The organism is Alphaproteobacteria bacterium (assembly GCA_016722515.1).
Lineage (GTDB): Bacteria > Pseudomonadota > Alphaproteobacteria > Rickettsiales > JADKJE01 > JADKJE01.
Window position 1 is genome coordinate 279,821 of sequence record JADKJE010000002.1, and the last position, 17,288, is coordinate 297,108.

Sequence of the window (17,288 nt, forward strand, 5' to 3'; positions counted from 1 at the left end):
AAGAACCACGATTGGTTTTGAGAATGTGGAAGCAATGTCATGCCAACACAGACACAGCCAGTATAGGCGCCCATCGAGATACACCATAATACCGGAGATTTCCGATGGATGGATTCTTCAAGATAGACTAGCGGCTACCTTCTGAATGGGCGACAAGTTGTTCAAAGGCATCCTGATACATTTTAAGAATGGCGGCTTTACGAATCGATTTATCGGTAAGCAAGGGCAAATCCTTAAGGGTATGAAGTTCGTGCCATTGATATTCTTTGATGACTGGCTCTATTGAGCTGGCGACACGAGACATGACTACCCATTCGGAATCAAAATGAACATAAGGGACCAGTGCCTTCGGTGAAGATTTAAGCACGCCACACCTTGTCAGTATATCATCGATGCGATTCGTATAGAATTTAACGGTATCATCCAATGTGGGTTTGGCTGATTTTTTGAAGGCAATGAGTCCTTTGGTGGCAACATCAATGGTGTTGCTGTGCATCCGTTTATCGCTACTGTCCCGACGAAAAGCGCCTTTGAGATTAAGTGTTTCGCCGATTTTTGCCAATGCGGCCTGCATCGCGGTATTGTGTGAAGCAATATGGAATATAAGTAATCCGTTATCCTGGAGTGCGCTTAAATAGGTTTCAACGGCCTCAGCGGTGTAGAGTTCTAACGGTGAATCCGCTTCGTGGTAGGCGTCGATAATCAAGGTATCGAAAAAAGCGGGGGGTGTTTTGCTGATTTCTTCTCTGCCTTCACCGATGATATAGTTGATGGAGGCTGCACTGTCTTTCACAAAGGTGAAATAGGCTGGGTTTTTTGCTATATCAACAACCGATTGGTTTATCTCAAAGAAAGTGAAGGTTTGGCCTGCCTTTCCGTAAGCGGCCAAGGAGCCAGCCCCTAATCCAATAATTCCTATTTGAGGCAATTGGGCAACTGGCAGGCACGAAAAGATGTCACCTGCTGGACCTTTGCGATTATAATAAGATAAGGGTTCTTTTCGACGTGATTCTTCAAGCGATTGAACGCCGTGGACGATGCTTCCGTTCTTTAATATATGAAGATGAAGGTCGGGATGTTCAACCACATACACTTTTCCGTATGCGGTGTTTAACGATAATAACACATGGTTCTTAAGAGCTAGTATTAACGAGATGGCACCTGCTAAAATAAGCATATTAGAATCAAATGGCAGGTTATCTTTAAAGGGCAGGATGGATGAAATGATATAAATCATGCATAATCCCAAGCCAAAACGTATAGGACGTTCATGATAGAAATAACAGCCGACGATACCTAAAAGCACATAGGTAAAAATAAGAAGAGTAGGAATTGTTTTGGCATAGCCGTGAATATGACCTTGAAGAACCGGATCCAAATAGCGAAGTCCAAAAAGGGCTAAACCTAGTATGACAGGGTAGGCAATATCATACCTATCAATGGGAGAACGGTAAAAGGCTTCTTTGCTTTCGGCGCGGAACAGGCTACAGGCGACCAGGGCAAAAGCAAATAAAGGTGCAGAAAGATGATGAACAAAAAATGCCAGGAACACGGCTGCCGTAATGCCGACAAAAGCGCTTACTCCTGTAGTCATCGTAAGTGGAGAGCGTTTAATCCAGTTCCATAAAGAACAATGGCATAAGAGACAAAAGAAAAATAAATTAATCAAAGCCAATATCACCAACACTAAATTATGTGTGATCTGCAAAGAGAAGGGCAAGAAAAAAGGGAGTAAGGCAAAGGGTACCATCAACGCAATTTTTTCGTCATTGATCGGTTTGTTGAGTGCCAGCAGTAAGAAGGTTGATATGTAAAGGGGGAACGTAAAGACCCATCCAAGGTTCCACGCAAAGAAGTGAGTGTTCACATAGATGCTGCTTTGGATGAGCAAGCTGAATGATAAAAAGAAAAGCCAGCCAATCACGACGGGGGTATATCGTCCGCTTTGCATCACGGCCGTCATATTCAAGGAATGTGAAACTTTCATAAACTGAACCATATCATGTTGGTTTGACCCATGCTAGTAGGAGGAAGTAATAAAAAGGTTAATAAGCGTAGTCTACGCTTGTGCTCCCATTTTCGCAATGAGGAAACGGGTCGTGGGCTAAAGCGATCATGATTCTTTACTGTGGGAGTCGCTATCGTGTGTGAGGGTATAATGTTTCCAATACTGGACGCAACGTTGGCCTTAGTGGATAGGCGGTATTGGCAAAAATTTTGTTGCGCTCGATACGTTGGGGATGCTGTTCAAAAAAATCAGTATCAACATCTAAGAAGGCACATAGTTTCTTAAGGAATAATTCCGGGGATCCTACCATTTCATCGAAGGATAATAATAGGAATTGTTCGGCGGGATAATGTCGAGTCCACAGATCAATGGTACGCTGATAATTGCCGCGAAGACGTGAGCCTTGAGAGTGGAAATGATCTATAAACCATTGATCGGACGCTTCTTCAACCCTCATCTCGCTGCGCTCTAGTGCCATTAAGGCCGAAGACCAGGCTCGCTCAATTGGATTGCGGGTGATAAAAAAGACTTTTGCCAGGGGGGCGGTGTTGTGAATGTTTGTCACGATTTCCGCCGGTAATATGGCATAGGCAGGGGTTATTTCTCCAAATTTCAAAATCGGGGGATGATCGGGAAATAAGGAGAGATAATCGTCATAGCGATGCGGAAATTGTTTATCCCAATAATGGATTTCTTTACCTCCGGGAAAACGGATCTGTGGGTGAAGGGATAGATGATGATGAACCCATGTGGTTCCTGCTTTTTGTGCGCCAATACCTAGAAAATCGATTGACATATCATCCCTTAAGAAGCCAGTGTAAACGAAGGTTCAATCAAGAAATCAACAATTCCACTGGGAGAAATGTCGATTTCGGGGAGTACTTTAAAGGCCGCGGCGTCAACGATACGATGAAGGAAGGTGCTTTCCTGGCCAATCGTTCCGGAGCATCCGCAATTGAGGAAATAAATATCGGGAGCCAGCAGGCAGGTAAAGGTAAATGAGACATTGAGATGAGAGCCAGCAACCAGTGTATGGCAGATATCCGTAGGAATTAATGTCGATTTGCCGCCAATATGAACGCCGCTTTTAGTCTTGATCATCATGCCACACATAAGACCAGGAGCCACATGGTCAAACCGTACCACATAATCAACTTTATACGGATGGCGGGGTAGGAGCATGTTGACGGGCTTACCATCCATGTCCGTAATGCTGACGTTAAGAATTTCCGCACCGCTGGATTGATACGAAATAGTCGTTTCGGGAATCAAACTCGGATCAAAATGAGATTCAAGTACGGTTTCACCGATGGGCTGTTGGGCCAATAAGGAAAAATTAGTGTCGGCACTAACGGCGGTTTGCGAACGAATCGCCTCGCGAATTTTAAGTTGATGCTCGGTGGGAGCAAACAGCAATTTATGATAAAGGGAAACCACCTGCTTGGGGGAGGCATCTAATAATATTTCGCCCTGATCAATTAAAATAGCACGGTTACATAATTCTAAAACGGTAGGCATGGAATGCGAGACAAAAAGAATCGTGCCACCACGGCTGCGAAAATCTTCCATATGCGCAAAGCATTTACGTTGGAAACGTTCATCGCCTACGGCCAGGGCTTCATCGACAATTAAAATATCAGGATTGGTTGCTGTGGTAACTGCGTACGCCAGACGCACGAACATTCCACTTGAATAAGTTTTAACTGGGTGGTAAATCGCATCGCCAATGCCGGAGAATTGTATGATGGAATCCAGTTTTCCTTCAATTTCTGGTTTGGTTAATCCCAAGATGGCCGCGTTAATATGAATATTTTCAATGCCAGTAAATTCAGGATTAAAACCTGATCCTAGTTCAAGCAGTGCGGCAATTTTCCCGTTTAGTTTAAGGGTGCCTGAAGTGGGGGGCAGTGTGCCGGCAATGATTTGCAGTAGGGTTGATTTTCCAGAGCCATTCTTGCCGATAATGGCAACGGTCTCTCCTCTTTTTACGGAAAAGGTCGTGGAGTGAAGCGCCTTAATGGCTTCGTAATAGGTTTTAGATGGACCAAATAGCCACTGCTTAATGCGGTCGGTTGGGTGGGCAAATAGAAAATAGGTTTTGGTAATGTCATCGAGGGTAAGCACTTCATCAGCATCGCTGGGAGGAAATTTATAGGACATCGGCAAACCCCCTCTTCATCAGGCGGAAAAACATAAATCCAACGCATAAAATAACGATGCTACAGCCGGCATAAATAACCATGCCAGACCAATTCGGTGTTGTGCCAAAAATCATTAAATTCCTTAATTGTTCAATGGGAAACGTTTGCGGATTCAGATACAGAAAATGTTTAAACGGCTCTGGAAAAACATCGAGGGGGTAAAAAACGGGGCTGATAAACAACAGCACCATCATCACCAGGTTCATCATATGGGAGATGTCGCGTATATAAACGCCGATGGCGGCAAGTATCCAGCTTATGCCAATGATCATGAATGTAAACGGAATAAAAACAAAAGGCAGCCAGATAATCGACGCGATATGGACTTGATGCGACGTGGCCGCCGTTGCTACCAACAGTAACAGCCACTGAATCATAAACACGGTAAGATTGGATAGGACATAACTGGGAACCAGTAACTCCAGGGGAAACACGATCTTTTTGACAAAGCTGGTTTGTTCAAGGATAGAGCCGGGGGCACGTACCAAACAATCGGCCATATATTGATGAACCATAATGCCAGCAAACAAAATAACGGCGAACGGAATTTGCTGTTGTGATGCGACATTCCACCGGGGTGGAAAAAGATAGGTGAAAACAAATCCATAAACTAAAAGCAACAATAACGGGTTCAGGAGCGTCCAGAAAATGCCCAGAAAAGAGCCGCGATAGCGAACCAAAAATTGCCGGTTAGCCAGCATGAGCAGGAGGTGGCGGTGACGCGACCATATACGAGATAATTCCACAAGGGAACGAAACATGATCCTTCCTTTTCAACCAGGAGACGCACTTCAAAGTATGAATCTTATTAAATCCTACCCGGAATTTATTGTATTAGCGAGAGATTTAGTATATAAAACCCACACAGTATGAGCTCACAAGCAAAACAACCTATTTCCTGCAGAGTTATGACATTATCGCCAGCATCCTTATCTGAGACTTCTACCCAAACCCCGATCACCCATCAAGACATGGCTAATGCTATACGTTTTTTAGCGATTGATGCCGTTGAAAAAGCCAATTCAGGACATCCTGGAATGCCGATGGGAATGGCGGACGTGGCCACTGTGTTGTTTCAGCATTTTATCAAATTTGATCCTAAAGATTCGAATTGGCCAGATCGTGACCGCCTGATTTTATCGGCAGGACATGGATCGATGTTGCTTTATGCGTTGCTGCATTTAACCGGCTACGAAGACGTAACTTTGGACGAATTAAAGCGTTTCCGTCAGTTGGGTTCAAAAACTCCCGGTCACCCTGAATATGGTTATACCCCCGGTGTTGAAACCACCACCGGCCCTCTTGGGCAGGGGCTTGCTAATGCGGTGGGGATGGCGCTTGCTGAACGTATCCTTGCCAGCCGTTTTGGCAAGGAACTAGTTGATCATCGTACCTATGTGATTGTGGGTGATGGCTGTTTAATGGAAGGCATCAGTCATGAAGCTATATCATTGGCTGGCCATCTTCAGTTGAATAAGCTCATTGTGTTATTTGATGATAATGGTATCACCATTGATGGGCCAACTAATTTATCGGTATCAGATGACCAGTTAGGTCGCTTTAAAGCCAGTGGATGGAATGTCGTGGCAATCGATGGGCATAATCCGCAAGCAATTCATGATGCAATTAAACAAGCTAAATCAAGTGATAAACCATCACTGATTGCCTGCAAAACCACCATTGCTTATGGTGCGCCTACCAAGGCCGGCAAGAGCTCCTCGCATGGTAGCCCATTAGGTAAAGACGAAATTTCAGGCACTCGAAAAAATTTGACGTGGGACCATGAACCCTTCCATGTACCAGAGGATGTTTTAAGTGCATGGCGTGAAATTGGCAAAAGCCACCAGCGCGAACATGAAGCCTGGCAGCATCGTTTAAATCAATCATCGCATAAGCGGGAATTTAAAGAGGCGCTTGACGGTACATTGCCAGCTAATTTATCGCAAATCGTCCAGGATATAAAACAACATTTCATTGATACAAAATGTGGGATAGCAACGCGGGCATCTTCTGGGGAAACACTTGAGGTGTTGACGAAACATATCCACGAAATGATTGGCGGATCGGCTGATTTAACCGGCTCCAACAATACGTTGACCAAAGAGTTAAAAGCAATTAAGCCTCACGATTTTTCCGGACGCTATATGTATTACGGCGTCCGTGAGCATGCTATGGCTGCTGCGATGAATGGCATGGCGCTACATAAGGGGATTATTCCTTACAGTGGAACCTTCCTGGTATTTACCGATTATTGCCGCCCGGCTATCCGTTTATCTGCTTTAATGAAGCAACGAGTCGTCTATGTGATGACCCATGATTCTATTGGTCTGGGTGAGGATGGTCCTACGCACCAACCGGTTGAGCATCTGGCATCGCTTCGGGCGATTCCTAATCTGTTAGTGTTGCGCCCGTGTGATGCGGTTGAAGTGGCAGAGTGTTGGGAAATTGCCTTACGCAATACAACAGGCCCATCTATTTTGGCACTAACGCGTCAGGGATTGCCATTGCAACGTCATGACAGCGAAGAAAACAAATCGGCAAAAGGTGCTTATATCCTCAGTGAATCGCCTCAAGACATCCCATTGCAGGTAACTATTTTTGCTACTGGATCAGAAATACAGATTGCCATGAAAGCAAAGCAGGATCTTGAGCAACAGCATATTGGTGTAAGGGTGGTATCCATGGTATCAACCGAGTTATTTGATAAACAGCCTATGGAATATCAAGTTTCTATCCTTTGCACTAAAACGGTGAAGGTTGCTATCGAGGCCGCTGTCCGTTATGGATGGGACAAATACATTGGCCCACACGGAATTTTTGTGGGTATGGAAAGTTTTGGTGAATCTGCTCCAGCAGGGGATCTGTATAAATATTTCCGGATTACCGCCGAAGAAGTGGTGACTCAGGTAACAGAAGCTTTAAACAGAAAATAAAACATCAGATAAGCGGAAGGTGAACGATGACGGTGCGAGTTGCGATTAATGGATTTGGCAGAATTGGTCGTTGCGTGGTAAGGGCGTTGGTTGAATCGGGCCGTAACGATATCCACATTGTGGCGGTAAACGGAAGTGGCCCTATTGAAATGATGGCGCATTTACTTAAACATGATTCGGTGCATGGTGCGTTTCCTGCAGTAGAGGTGGTGAATGAATCAACCTTGCGCGTCGCTGGCCAGGAAATAAAAGTGATTATGGAGCGAGATCCGGCGAAATTACCGTGGCTGGCCCTTAATATTGACGTGGTGATGGAATGCACCGGTAAATTTACTAAATCGGAAGAAGCAGGTAAGCATTTGGCGGCAGGTGCTCGTAAAGTGTTGATTTCGGCTCCGGCTGATGGCGCTGAGGCAACCGTTGTCTATGGGGTCAATAATCATGTGATCCATCCAGAATTAAAAATTATGTCTATCGGTTCTTGTACAACCAATGCGTTGGCTCCTGTTGCTCAAACCTTGCAAAAGGCAGTAGGGATAGACGTTGGTTTCATGACAACTATTCATTCTTACACAGGTGATCAGAATGTTGTTGATGGCTCGCATCGTGATTTACGCCGTGCTCGTGCGTGCGCCATGTCGATGGTGCCAACATCCACAGGTGCTGCCAAAGCTATTGGTCTTGTCATTCCAGAATTGGCGGGCAAATTAAATGGTACCTCTATTCGTGTGCCGACACCCAATGTGTCGTTAATTGATTTCACGTTTACGGCAAGGCAGGATACGGATAAAGAGACCTTAGTAAAGGCATTTGAAACAGCAGCAGAAAGCGAACTGAAAGGTGTATTGGCAGTATGTCACGAGCCGTTGGTTTCAATTGATTTTAATCATAATACCCATAGTGCGATTGTCGATGCAAAAGAAACACATGTTGTGCAAAAACGTTTTTGCCGGGTGGCTGCTTGGTATGACAATGAATGGGGTTTTTCGCATCGTATGCTTGATGTGGCAGCATTGATCGGAAAAAGGTAACGATATGGCTAAATCGTTGCGTACCGTAGACCAGCTTGATGTTCGGGGTAAGCGTGTGCTGTGCCGGGTCGATTTAAACGTGCCCATGAAAAACAGCCGCATAGAAGACTTAACCCGGGTTAAAAAACTCATTCCGACGTTAGAATACCTCATTCATAAAAAGGCTAAGGTAATCGTGTTGTCGCATTTTGGTAGGCCTGATGGTGAATTTGTCCGGGATTGCTCGTTGGCTCCCTTAGCGGATGCCTTAAGTGCAAGCCTTGGTGGAAAAACGGTGAATTTTGCGGTTGATTGCATCGGGCCAGCAACAGAAGAAGCTGTGGCTAAACTCAAAGATGGCGAAGTATTGTTGCTAGAAAATTTGCGTTTTCATAAAGGCGAGACGGCCAACAGTCCAGCCTTTGTTGAAAAACTGGCTCGCTTAGGTGATTTGTATGTGGATGATGCGTTTTCATGCTCGCATCGCAAACACGCGTCTATCGTGGGTTTGGCAAAAGCATTGCCTTCGGCCGCCGGATTATTATTGCAGGAAGAAATTGAAAATCTTGAAAAAATCCTGCAAAAAGATTCAAAGCCCATTTTAGCAATTGTCGGTGGTTCTAAAGTTTCGACCAAACTGGAATTACTTGAAAATTTGATGGATAAAGTCGATGCAATTATGGTCGGTGGGGCCATGGCCAATACCTTTTTGTTAGCTAAAGGGATAAAAGTTGAAAAATCATTGGTCGAAAAAGATTTGCTAGCAACAGCCCAAATTATTTTAGAAAAAGCTAAAACCAAACATTGCCGATTTATATTGCCTGAAGATGTGATTGTGGCCAAAGAATTAGTCCATAAAGCGACGTGCCGAGTGGTATCAGCAGAAAAAATTCCAGCAGGGACGATGATTTTAGATATTGGCCCTAAAACGGTTGCCACGATCAGTGATGTTATCGCGGCCTCAAAATTTGTGGTATGGAACGGGCCACTTGGTGCGTTTGAAATACAGCCTTTTGATGTGGGCACTTCTGCTGTTGCACGTATTGTTGCACAGCGCACGGCTGAAAAACAACTTGTATCGGTTGCGGGTGGGGGCGATATTGTGTCTGCATTATCTCTCGCTGGCCTTAAAGATGAATTCAGCTATATTTCAACGGCAGGTGGGGCTTTCCTTGAATGGCTTGAGGGCAAAGAATTACCCGGTGTTGCAGTGCTAAGAGCCTAAACAGAATACACAATCATGGCTGAATGTTAATCTGCTCCAGAATCGGCTTAAGCTTTTCAAACCGTGGCGGTTTTATCAGGTACCCTTTAGCACCTAACGCTTCTGCCCTTTCTTTATCCTTGTCATAGGTGGAGCCGGTACACATCACTAATGCTATGTGTTTTAATGTCTTATCCCGTTGTATGTGTTCCAGTAGTTCAAACCCGTCCATCCCGGACATGTTGATATCAATCAGCATCAGGTCGATAGAGTTACCTTTTGCGAATTCAGTCTGTAAAATAGAGAGGGCCTCTTCTCCATTGTCTGCGACTAACAGATGGAATTGAAATTCTGGGTTTTCCATCAGCATGATTCTTGTCAATTCAACATCGGAAGGGCGATCATCCACGAGCAAGATGGTGTAGATGGGGAGCCCTTCGTTACTATGCTGAGCAGGAGGACGTGCGGTTGATAAAGCTTTAATGGTACGTTGTTGTGACGATATATCTTTGGCAATCGTAAAAATGAAAGCGGTTCCTTCGCCCTGCCGTGATTCACAATGGATGGTGCCGCCATGAAATTCAACGATCTTCTGGCAAATAGCCAGCCCTAATCCTGCTCCATCTTCCCTTCTTGTGAGTCTTTTAAAGGGGGAAAATATTTTTTCATGATATTCGGCGGCAATACCAGGACCATTATCACGGAGACAAAAGGACCAATGATCAGGATGATCTGTGGAGGTTAGATGAATGGTTACCTGCCAAGGAGAATGAAAAATAGCATTCGCCAGTAAATTTTGAAGGATTTGCAACATCTGGACGCGATTGGCAATAATTTTGGGAAGCGGGTCGCTGCTAATCGTGGGTTTGCGTTCAATAATTAACTGATTCAAGTTCTTTTTCACTTCCATTAGTTTGGTATTCATATCGCAATTTTCTTTGGCGATCGCTTGCGGTGCATCGAGTTGCGTATAGAGAAATACGGTGTCTATGAGCATATTCATTCGATGAGCAGCTTCTTTAATATGTTGAAAATAATCCTCGGTTTTTTCAGGTGAATGTTTTTGGGCAATTAAATCCATAAATGCGCTGATGGTGCGTACAGGTTCCTTTAGATCATGGGCGAGTGCGCGGGTAAAAATTTCGAGGGAACCGCATTGGTCTTGAATGCGTTTCTCGGCATGTTTGCGATCGGTGATATCAATACATGAGCCAATATATCCGGCAAATTCGCCTTGAACTGTAAATCGCGAAGTGCCTTGGTCGAGCATCCAGCGATATTCACCATCGGCGCGTTTGAGTCGGTATTCCATTTCAAACGGTTGTCTTTTATCAAAGGCACTGATGTAAATATTAAGGCAATGGGACAGATCGTCTGGGTGCACACCTTCGGCCCAACCATTTCCCAACTCTTGTTCCATGGTCCTTCCTGTAAAATCAAGCCACGGTTTATTAAAATAATTACAGAGTTTATCAGGTTCAGACATCCAGATAAGAACTGGCGCTGTATCGGCCATAAGTCTGAAACGCTCTTCACTTTCGCGTAAGATCTGTTCTGCCTTTTTACGCGCTGAAATATCGCGAATGAAGGCTGTAAAATGACACGATTCATGGAGTCTTTGAGCGGTAACGGCAAGTTCGACCGGGAAGATTTCTCCCTGTTTATTAAGGGCCGTCATTTCTATTCGTTTAGATAGAATATTTCCGGCCCCATCCTTTTGGAAACGTTGCATACCCTGATGATGTGCATGACGATGTTCAGGAGGAATAATTAATTCAGCCAGAGGAATGCCAAGTACTTCTTGTCTTTTCCAGCCGAATGTTTCTTCAGCAAGAACATTCCATTCGGTAATTAGTCCTTGCCCGTCCATAGAAATCACGGCATCCAGTGTATAATTAATAATGGATTGAATGCGCTGGGTACTTTCCTGCAGACGAAGCTCGCTTTGTTTTCGCCTAAAGATAAGAAAAGCAGTGATCCATATGGCACTAATGGATAGGGTGCGATTGATCAAGGATGCCAATTCTTGATCAAAAGCACGACCCGAAATAAAATAGCCTATGATTGCCAGCATGCTGGTGATGATGGCGCATACGAGAATGGTCTTGGGTCGTGCAAACCAAATGCTGCAGAAGAGCAATAAAATATAAGTTATGCCTGCGGCTACTGCATGAGGAGTAGCAAGATCAAACAGCAAGGCGGCACAATAAAGGACAGCAGAAAACAACATCGGAAAGTTAGTTAATTTCCTGAGTAATCGTGTGCGAGTTGAGGAGGAGGTGGTTAACATAATGCGTTTAACGGCTAACAACACGCACTCCAGTTACATAGTAACACATTCGATCTGTTTGTTACTAAGAGAGGCGTGCGAGGTTAGTCCGTTAACCTACCGTTTCCAATGTTGGGTCAAGCTCTAATGTTTCCAACAATTCATGCCATTCACGTTTTCCCATGCCAGAGGTAGAAAAATCAACTTTCTCTCCGCGAACAAGCTTTTTAATCATATCCATAGCGCTGCCGGAAAGATGTTGGCCGCGTACCACGTAATTTTGCATAGCGGCATACGTGATCGGTACCCATTTTTCAACCAAGCTAAGCATGGCTTCTGCATACACTCGGATTTCATATTGGGCATGGCTGTCGGCACGTAGTGCTAAAAAATGCATAAGATTATGCAGATCAATTTTCCAGTACCATTGAGTATAGAAATTGAGAGGCAAGTTCATGCGAGCTAATTCGCGTGCAAGTCCTTGCTTATCCTGGTCGAGTACATTGCCTTCCGGGTCGAGATTAAGCATCTCTTCATAATGACGATAGCTTCGAATAGAATCATCCTTCAAAATCTCTAAAACGCGGGCAGCCTCCGTCTCTGAAAGCGATTGATCACTCCGTCCCTGATGATTAGATTTAGATTGGGGAGCAAGATGCTCTTTCGCTGGTACATAAAATTCTTTATCAAGAATCGAATAGCGTGCTGAATATTCATTCACATTAGCCGTACGATGGCGTATCCACTGGCGAGCAACAAAAAAAGGCAATTTAATGTGAAATTTAATTTCGCACATTTCAAATGGAGTCGTGTGACGATGGCGGATCAGATAGTTAATAAGGCCGGCATCCTGATTTACTTTCTTGGTTCCTTTTCCGTAAGAAACGCGCGCAGATTGAACGATTGCTGCATCGTCACCCATGTAATCAACCACGCGCACAAATCCGTGATCTAACACAGGAATCGGTTCGTACATAACGTCCTCAAGTGCAGGAACGGTTGCGCGCATGGTCGTATGTGTTTCCTGACGAAGGGCGTTTATCTCTTCACGCTGCTGCTGATCTAACATAAATAGGTCCTGGATCTGAAAAATATGGCTATGAACTTCACTTTTGTTTTTAAACGTAGTATAATGAAAATGTTACCTTAATAGGGTAGCTATGGCAATAAACATTATTTGGAATAGACGTTGTGGACCCGGGGGCGGTACCCGGCGCCTCCACCATCAGTAAGTATGGGGGCGAAACAGGCTCGACGCGCGCAATAAAGAAATGATTTTTGCCCGGCATGATACCCCCGGTGGTTTACCACGCAGGGTCATAACAACAAATGCTAACGACAACGTTACATTTGCTAAACTTGTAGCAAACGACAACTTCGTTTTCGAAGCTGCTAACGCTGCATAGTTTAACGCGGTTTGGGGGGTACCGGGCAACAGAAACCCCCCGCTTATTTTGTGATAGGGTTATGGTTATGACAACAGAAGAAATAGTTATCGATTACGAAGCGCTTATTGATGAAGCGATGTATATGATTGTGCGCCGGGCTTTAGAGATTATTGCCAAAGGCGGGTTACCAGGGGCCCATCATTTTTATATCACTTTCCAGACTCAATTTTCCGGTGTTGAAATACCGGATTATCTGCGGAAAAAATATCCGGAGGAAATGACGATTGTCTTGCAATATCAATTCCACAGTTTAAAGATCGAGCAAGATAAATTCAGTGTATCACTGAGCTTTAATAATGTGCCGGAGAGGTTGGTTATTCCTTTTGGTTCTATTATTTCATTTGCCGACCCTAGTGTTCAATTTGGTTTGCAATTCAGAAGAATGCCTTTGGAAGACGATGAGGATTGGGAACCAGAACATACAGCTGAAGTCAAAGAATTCGCTGTTCCCTCCAAAAAAGCGACAGGAAAGAAAGGTGAAGAAAAGGGGAAAAAGGAAACCAAAAAGTCCAAATCTGGAGACGAAGTTTCTGATGCATCACCTAAAAAGCCAGGCAAGAAAAGCTCGAGCAAAAAAGCCTCCAATAACGTGATTTCCCTGGACTCATTCAGGAAGAAATAATGTTTGCACCTTATGCGTTTTTTGTCTGGGGAGCCTATGCCACAGCGCTTGTTGTGGTAGGCTGGATGATTGTTTCTACCTTGATCAAAAAAAAGAAATAATCCTCGTGCGTGTTTGGAAATAAAGGCCAGGGTTCTAACTGATGGCCTTGTAACGGTAATAGGTTGCCACGCTGAATGGAATAGAGGCTAAATACAGGGCTCCCAATGCTGTGAACGTAAGCCAGGGCTCTGTTATGAGGGAAATAAACAGGATCCCAGCCAGAACCAAAACAGCGGAGCTGTTTTCTCGCTTAATGACAATTTTCTTGATAGAAAATGTTGGAATCCGACTGGCGGTTAAAATGGCAATTGCCAGGAAAAAGGCAGGTACTGTCGTTGGATTCACAAATTGAGATAGCCAGGTGGTATTCCCAAATTGAAAGGTCAGCATAAACGGCACGATAGCAAGGCATGCACTGCATGGAGCGGGAATGCCGGCAAAGAAACGGTCTTTCCATTCGGGCCGGTCTTCATCATCCAGTTCGCTGTTAAAGCGTGCCAAGCGAATAGCCATACAAACGGCAAAAAGCAGAACCAATGCCCAGCCGATACCTTTGATGGGCGCTTGTTTTAATATCCACAAATAGAGGGCGATACCTGGTGCAACCCCAAAATTAAAGAAATCCGAGAGCGAATCAAGCTGTGCGCCGAACTTACTGGTAGCATTGAGTAAGCGTGCCAGACGCCCATCCATCCCATCGATGAAAGCGGCGACCACGATAAAAATAACGGCAATTTGCCATTGGCCCAGCAGTGCGAAGCGAACGGAAGTAAGGCCTGCACATAAGCCAAGGATGGTTACCATATTGGGAAAAAGCCTGGTTAACGGAAAGGCATTGGGCTTGTGGTTTTGGTGATTGTCAAACGATTCCATGGGTATCTATGTATGAGTTGCTACACTCCTATTTCTAGCCCTCTCTTGATGCCTTAGCAAGAAATTTTACGCATTTCATATGGTTGGTAACGTATTCTTAAGAATATATTGGAAATTATGGAAAGAGGTTTTAAATGTGATTGAGCCTGTTTTTATTTGTTATGAGGAAACAATGCCGAGAGATATTTTAGTTGTTCAAGACAAACCTCCGAGCGTTCTGGCCACCGAATCGCTTTCAGCCCAAACAGGCGGAATTAGAACGGGGCAGGATAATATAGGGGGCGGTGTTGCAGAAAAATCCCTCAGTGATTTTATCGCTGAAGTAAAGCAACTCTCGACCGGTGTACCCCCCCAACGAGAACAAACAATCAACTACTCACCCAAAAAGGAGAAGCAGGCGGCCTATCACCGTTTTCCAACCAGTGAGCGTTCAAAAGAATTCCTGCGTACATTTTATCCTCAGGCAACGATCCATGATTGGAATGACTGGAAGTGGCAAGTGAGAAACCGTGTTCGACGCGTTGAAGTTCTGGAGCAAATGCTGGATTTGACGATGGATGAACGTAAGGCCGTCGAAAAACGTACCGGCAACCTGCCTATTGCCATCACGCCTTACTACCTATCGTTGTTTGATCCCCGTAATCCTCAGCAGCCTCTGCGCATGACGCATATTCCAGTGGGGGATGAGTTTATACGGATTAAAGGAGAAGATCCTGATCCACTGGGTGAAGACCATGATACTGCAACGCCTGGTTTGGTGCACCGTTATCCAGACAGGGTATTGTTTTTGACAACCGGATTTTGTTCGACCTATTGTCGTTATTGCACGCGCTCACGGATGGTAGGCGAAACCAATGGTGAATATAGTTTCAGCATTGATCAGTGGGAAAAGGCAGCTCAATATATCGAAGCCCATCCCGAAATTAGAGATTGCCTGTTGTCGGGGGGTGACCCGCTGAGTATCGGTGATGATAAGCTTGAATGGTTATTGAACCGCCTGCGTAGCATTAAACATCTGGAATTTATCCGGATCGGCACCAAAATTCCTGTGGTGATGCCGCAGCGTATTACCAAAAAACTAGCTTCAATGCTGAAAAAATATCATCCGTTGTGGATGAGCATTCACTTTACGCATCCCGATGAATTGACTCCTGAATCGATAGAGGCCTGTGCGAGGCTTGCGGATGCAGGCATACCTTTGGGTAGTCAGACGGTTCTGCTTAGAGGCATCAACGATGATGTCTCTACACTTAAGAGTCTTTTTCATGGACTTTTAAGGGCCAGGGTTAAGCCCTATTATTTGTACCAATGTGATCCCGTATCCGGGTCGGCGCATTTCCGTACGCCTGTTGAGAAAGGTTTGGAAATTATGAAACAACTCCGAGGCCATACGACAGGGTATGCCATCCCAACGTTTGTGGTCGATGCTCCCGGCGGTGGAGGCAAAATCCCATTGCTGCCTGATTATATTTTGGGTCGAGCAGGAGACGATCTCCTGCTCACCAATTTTGAAGGTGGAACCTATCGTTACCCTGATCCGCAAGGTGTGATTGGCACCAGCCAAAGCGCTATGCGTGATCAAGGTTTTTCTTACGATCCTGAGAAAGGTTTGTATAGTCCCAATGTTGGAGAAAAAGCATGAGAATCGGATTTACTTATGACCTTCGCGATGATTACCTGAACCAAGGTTATACCGAAGAACAAACGGCGGAGTTTGATGCGCTTGAAACCATCGAGGCACTCCATGAAACGATTGAATCACTGGGGCATAACGTTGAGCGTATCGGCAATGTAAAAAGCCTGGCTAATATGTTAAACAGCGGCAAACGATGGGACCTGGTGTTTAATATTGCCGAAGGGATGTATGGCACTGGGCGTGAAGCGCAAGTTCCGGCCTTGCTTGATGCCTATGATATTCCTTATACTTTTTCTTCGCCATTGGTGATGACCGTCACTATGGATAAAGCTATGGCTAAGCGGATTGTCCGCGATGTAGGCGTGCCAACGACTCCGTTTTCGGTTATTGCTGCAGAAGAGGATATAAAACGGGTTAAATTATCCTACCCCCTGTTTCTAAAACCCATTGCTGAAGGAACGGGTAAGGGGGTAGCGGCAGCATCACGGGTAACAACTCCGCAGGAGCTGCATAATTACAGCCTTGAGTTATTGGCTCGGTACAACCAGCCAGTGTTGGTTGAACCTTTTTTACCGGGTCGTGAATTTACAGTCGGTATTTTAGGTGAAGGGCGTCACGCTAAAGTAATCGGTGTCTTGGAAGTTCGGTTGCGCAGTAATGCTGAAAGTTGGTGTCATTCTTATTTTAATAAGGAACATTGCGAAGATGTGATTGATTATGTATTGGTGGATGATCAAGAAGCCAGACATGCTGCGGAAGTAGCACTTCAGGCGTGGAATGCTCTGGGATGTGTGGATGGTGGGCGTATTGATATTCGATGCGACCGTTTTGGCCTTCCATTCTTTTTGGAAGCCAATCCATTATCGGGGTTACGTCCGGGACATTCCGATCTGGTTATCCTCGCTGAACAGGCGGGAGTGAACTACAAGGAATTAATTGGTGACATTATTAACCACGCATGCCGTCGATACCACTTAAATTCTGTTTTTAAACACGCGGACGCCGAACTGGAGTCGATAGTTTAATATGCCTAATATTGTTA

14 protein-coding genes and 1 other RNA gene are annotated in these 17,288 nt (G+C 44.9%); 8 read left to right on the top strand and 7 right to left on the bottom strand.

The features are described 5' to 3' along the window. Nucleotides 1-127: 127 nt before the first annotated feature. From IPP74_06030 to IPP74_06045, 4 genes are all read right to left on the bottom strand, one after another. Nucleotides 128-1,987 (bottom strand): hypothetical protein, encoded by a 1,860-nt coding sequence (locus tag IPP74_06030; protein MBL0318831.1) that lies wholly within the window; start codon nucleotides 1,985-1,987, stop codon nucleotides 128-130. A gap of 151 nt (nucleotides 1,988-2,138) precedes the next feature. After that, nucleotides 2,139-2,804 (bottom strand): sulfotransferase, encoded by a 666-nt coding sequence (locus IPP74_06035; GenBank protein MBL0318832.1) that lies wholly within the window; start codon nucleotides 2,802-2,804, stop codon nucleotides 2,139-2,141. A gap of 8 nt (nucleotides 2,805-2,812) precedes the next feature. Then, nucleotides 2,813-4,168, bottom strand: coding sequence for an ABC transporter ATP-binding protein (locus IPP74_06040; GenBank protein ID MBL0318833.1), 1,356 nt, complete (start codon nucleotides 4,166-4,168; stop codon nucleotides 2,813-2,815). After that, on the bottom strand, nucleotides 4,158-4,970 hold the full coding sequence (locus IPP74_06045; GenBank protein ID MBL0318834.1) for an ABC transporter permease: 813 nt from the start codon (nucleotides 4,968-4,970) through the stop codon (nucleotides 4,158-4,160). Before IPP74_06045 ends, IPP74_06040 begins: the two co-directional genes overlap by 11 nt. A 147-nt stretch (nucleotides 4,971-5,117) precedes the next feature. On the opposite strand from IPP74_06045, the gene tkt reads away from it, so the two are divergent. Genes tkt through IPP74_06060 form a run of 3 tightly spaced genes read left to right on the top strand, consistent with a single transcriptional unit; the run spans nucleotide 5,118 to nucleotide 9,377 of the window. After that, nucleotides 5,118-7,142, top strand: coding sequence for a transketolase (tkt, locus tag IPP74_06050; GenBank protein MBL0318835.1), 2,025 nt, complete (start codon nucleotides 5,118-5,120; stop codon nucleotides 7,140-7,142). A gap of 26 nt (nucleotides 7,143-7,168) precedes the next feature. After that, on the top strand, nucleotides 7,169-8,173 hold the full coding sequence (gene gap / locus IPP74_06055; GenBank protein MBL0318836.1) for a type I glyceraldehyde-3-phosphate dehydrogenase: 1,005 nt from the start codon (nucleotides 7,169-7,171) through the stop codon (nucleotides 8,171-8,173). A 4-nt stretch (nucleotides 8,174-8,177) separates the two neighbouring features. Continuing rightward, entirely contained in the window at nucleotides 8,178-9,377 is a 1,200-nt protein-coding gene (locus tag IPP74_06060) for a phosphoglycerate kinase (protein MBL0318837.1), read from the top strand. 13 nt (nucleotides 9,378-9,390) lie between these two features. Here IPP74_06060 and IPP74_06065 read toward each other — a convergent pair whose 3' ends face one another. Both IPP74_06065 and IPP74_06070 read right to left on the bottom strand, forming a co-directional pair. Then, nucleotides 9,391-11,670: a PAS domain S-box protein gene (locus IPP74_06065; GenBank protein MBL0318838.1), complete on the bottom strand. Its 2,280-nt coding sequence runs from the start codon at nucleotides 11,668-11,670 to the stop codon at nucleotides 9,391-9,393. Between the two features lie 67 nt (nucleotides 11,671-11,737). Then, a complete protein-coding gene (locus IPP74_06070) occupies nucleotides 11,738-12,694 on the bottom strand; it encodes an FAD-dependent thymidylate synthase (protein ID MBL0318839.1) in 957 nt (318 codons plus the stop codon). Nucleotides 12,695-12,726: 32 nt separating this feature from the next. Here IPP74_06070 and ssrA point away from each other — a divergent pair. The 3 genes from ssrA (at nucleotide 12,727) to ccmD (ending at nucleotide 13,796) form a co-directional block, all read left to right on the top strand. Continuing rightward, nucleotides 12,727-13,075, top strand: a transfer-messenger RNA (tmRNA) gene (ssrA, locus tag IPP74_06075). A gap of 23 nt (nucleotides 13,076-13,098) precedes the next feature. Further along, nucleotides 13,099-13,695, top strand: coding sequence for a hypothetical protein (locus IPP74_06080; protein MBL0318840.1), 597 nt, complete (start codon nucleotides 13,099-13,101; stop codon nucleotides 13,693-13,695). Then, the gene (gene ccmD / locus IPP74_06085) at nucleotides 13,695-13,796 is read left to right on the top strand and encodes a heme exporter protein CcmD (GenBank protein MBL0318841.1); all 102 of its coding nucleotides are present in this window, start codon (nucleotides 13,695-13,697) and stop codon (nucleotides 13,794-13,796) included. The genes IPP74_06080 and ccmD overlap by 1 nt, the downstream gene beginning before the upstream one ends. Nucleotides 13,797-13,830: 34 nt before the next feature. Here the strand turns inward: ccmD and IPP74_06090 are convergent, their stop codons facing one another. Then, nucleotides 13,831-14,610, bottom strand: coding sequence for a phosphatidylcholine/phosphatidylserine synthase (locus tag IPP74_06090; GenBank protein ID MBL0318842.1), 780 nt, complete (start codon nucleotides 14,608-14,610; stop codon nucleotides 13,831-13,833). A 172-nt stretch (nucleotides 14,611-14,782) separates the two neighbouring features. Between IPP74_06090 and IPP74_06095 the strand changes: the two genes are divergently transcribed. Both IPP74_06095 and IPP74_06100 read left to right on the top strand, forming a co-directional pair. Next, nucleotides 14,783-16,252 carry a KamA family radical SAM protein gene (locus IPP74_06095; GenBank protein MBL0318843.1) on the top strand — a complete coding sequence of 490 codons (1,470 nt, stop codon included), beginning with the start codon at nucleotides 14,783-14,785 and terminating at the stop codon, nucleotides 16,250-16,252. Next, the gene (locus IPP74_06100) at nucleotides 16,249-17,271 is read left to right on the top strand and encodes a D-alanine--D-alanine ligase (GenBank protein MBL0318844.1); all 1,023 of its coding nucleotides are present in this window, start codon (nucleotides 16,249-16,251) and stop codon (nucleotides 17,269-17,271) included. The genes IPP74_06095 and IPP74_06100 overlap by 4 nt, the downstream gene beginning before the upstream one ends. Nucleotides 17,272-17,288: the final 17 nt, after the last annotated feature.